Annotated in this window: 2 protein-coding genes; one reads left to right on the top strand and one right to left on the bottom strand. The window is 41.5% G+C overall.

What is annotated here, in order from left to right; translation table 11 throughout:
* Positions 1-296: 296 nt before the first annotated feature.
* On the bottom strand, positions 297-2,060 hold the full coding sequence (locus QZY09_RS04145; protein ID WP_295668489.1) for an MFS transporter: 1,764 nt from the start codon (positions 2,058-2,060) through the stop codon (positions 297-299).
* 448 nt (positions 2,061-2,508) lie between these two features.
* On the opposite strand from QZY09_RS04145, the gene QZY09_RS04140 reads away from it, so the two are divergent.
* The coding region (locus tag QZY09_RS04140; RefSeq protein WP_295668491.1) for a helix-turn-helix transcriptional regulator at positions 2,509-2,679 on the top strand (171 nt) is incomplete at its 3' end.

Below are 2,679 nucleotides of genomic sequence, written 5' to 3'. Positions count from 1 at the left end.
CAAATGCAAAAGAGCGATGTGACGCATTTGTCAATCTTTACAGTAAAATGAAAACCGAAGCAGGAGAAATTGTAAAAAAGCATAAATAAATAACCAAGATTAATTTTTGTTTTTGCCAATGTCGACTCATTTTATTTTTTTTCGAAAAATCCAGGCAGGCTAAACTAAAATCTGCTTTAATTCGCTCAGAACGTGCATTTGATCAAGAAGTCGGTTCGTAAAACGTACTGTCTGGGGAGCAAAGTTCCGAATTTTCACCGGGCTTTTTTTATTTTAGTCACTTACCCATTTCTCAATCACCCTTTATCATCATACTCCCCCTGCAACGCGTATTTTCCAAAGGTGACCAAGCCAATGGTAATGATCGGAGTAAGTACGATTACTACAATAATGCCGAATATCAGGTCGTCGGGCTTGCCTGTTGCCATCTTTGGAATACCTAATTCAACAATGCCCAGATAGGCGAAAATTAAGCCAAGCAATATCCACACAAAACCGAGCATTCTTTTCAGCCTGTTCTTTTTAGCAGGATTTTTTATTGGTGCAGGCAGCTCTTCATTATTTTCCCTGAGGTATAAAATCCCAATTACCAAACTGATGCTCATAAGTATAATTGCATAGTTAAGGCCGGCCAGGTAATAATCGGGGCTGTGGTTCATATTGGCTTTTGCTATTAAATACGCGGATATAACCGGGGCCATGCCACCGAAGATGCCGAAACCTATGTGATAAGGCAGCGACATAGAGGTATAACGGATCTTCAACGGAAACAACTCGACTAAATATGCCGCAGAAGCTCCGTGAGCCATGGCGACGACAATCACCAAAAGAAAAACTAACAAAACAAGCTTTAGCTCGTCGGGCTGGCTGATTTTGATAACTCTTGAAATCTCCGGATTAGTTATGCCAGGCGTTTGCTTTTTTACTTCAGCTAAAACGGTGCCATCTGTATAAAAATGCTGCGTGGTTGTTAGGGTAAGATACTCCTTATTTGGCAAACTTTGCCGTTTTACATCAACCCTCATAGCGGATTTATTCTCTACTTTTTTTTGAAGATCAACAGTTTGGTAAATCTGATCGAAAACCGGACGAAAACCTACGATCCCCAAAAAAGGGCCCATCATTAGTATAGGTTTTTTACCGACACGATCGGATAACCAGCCAAAGAACATGTACAGGGGGGCGCCACATGTTACACCGATAATTAATAACAGGTTTGCCTGGTCATAGTCGACAAACATAAATTTAACTAGGAAGCTTTGCAGAAAAAAAGTTGTAGAGTAACCCACCACGCCAATTCCAAGGGTTAATCCGAAGATGGCTAACAGCACTACTTTTAAATTTTCCTTATTCCCAAATGAGTCTTTCAAAGGATTGCGCGAAGTTTTGCCTTCTGCTTTAGCCTTGGCAAACAAGGGCGACTCCGACATATTTCTCCTGATAATTACTGATACGATCACCAACACACTTGATAAAAGGAAAGGGATACGCCAACCCCAGCTTTCCCAGCTGGCTATTGACATGGAATTTTTTGTTGCCATGATCACCCCAAATGCCACAGCAACGCCAAAACCACCCGTAAATGTTATCCAGGATGTCAAAAATCCCCGTTTATTTACCGGTGAATGCTCGGCCACAAAGGTGGCAGCTCCACCAAACTCGCCGCCAATGGCCAGTCCTTGTAAAATCCTTAAAGTAAGTACTATAATTGGAGCCCAAAAACCAATGGTTTGATAAGCCGGTATAAGACCAATGGCAAAGGTGGCGCCGCCCATCAGCACAATGGTAACCATGAACGTATATTTTCGCCCGATCAGATCTCCCAAACGACCAAAAAACAACGCGCCAAACGGTCGTACCAGCATCCCGGCCGCAAAAGTGGCCAGTGTAGCCAAAAAGGCCGCAGTAGGATTCCCTGCGGGGAAAAATTTTGTGGAGATAATCGTAGCCAGGCTTCCGAAAATATAAAAATCATAAAATTCGAAAAGTGCTCCGACGGTCGATGCAGCAATAATTGGGACTAACGATTTTGCCGGATTTTGCGGTTGGGGCGGCTGCATCAGTAAGATTTAAAACTGTTGAATTGTGGGTTTAATTAATGGGTAATAATAATATAAAATATTGACAAATAATAATATGTCTAAATTTATCTGGCTGTTAATCAGGGGGACGCAGGTTCGAACCGTGCCCAGGGAGCAGAAAGGGCAGGGACGGTAAAACGGTCGCTTGCACTTCGATTTTGCTTCAAAAGGCTTCTGTAGCAATTGTGTACAAGGATATAATCCACCCATAAAAGCGGTTCGATGTCGCAATTCATCAAATACCAACTTTTCAGGATGCATCGAAATAGTTAATTTCCTCCTGGCGGAAGTTGCTGACTTAGACGACTACGACAATTACTAAAATTTTTCGGAGTTTAATTCGGAAAATAATTAAAAATAAATTTGCGCAACTTAAAAGTTGCATATATATTTGCAACCTGTAGGTTGCTTAATTAGGTATTGCAAAATGAAACAAGATATATTCCAGGCTATAGCTGACCCAACGCGCAGGGCTATTTTAACTTTAATTGCTATCCAGGCATTAACGCCAAATGTAATGGCAGAGAAATTTGATATGAGCCGGCAGGCTGTATCGAAGCATATTAAAGTATTGCACGAATGCGAACTGATTAAACCT

The sequence above is a fragment of the uncultured Mucilaginibacter sp. genome, assembly GCF_903913935.1.
Lineage (GTDB): Bacteria > Bacteroidota > Bacteroidia > Sphingobacteriales > Sphingobacteriaceae > Mucilaginibacter.
The sequence above is the reverse complement of the archived record's forward strand: the minus strand, read 5'-3'. Positions and strand labels throughout refer to the sequence as shown.

Excerpts from the sequence above, each read along its gene's own strand:
- QZY09_RS04145 (WP_295668489.1), bottom strand. The coding sequence starts at position 2,060 with ATGCAGCCGCCCCAACCGCAAAATCCGGCAAAATCGTTAGTCCCAATT.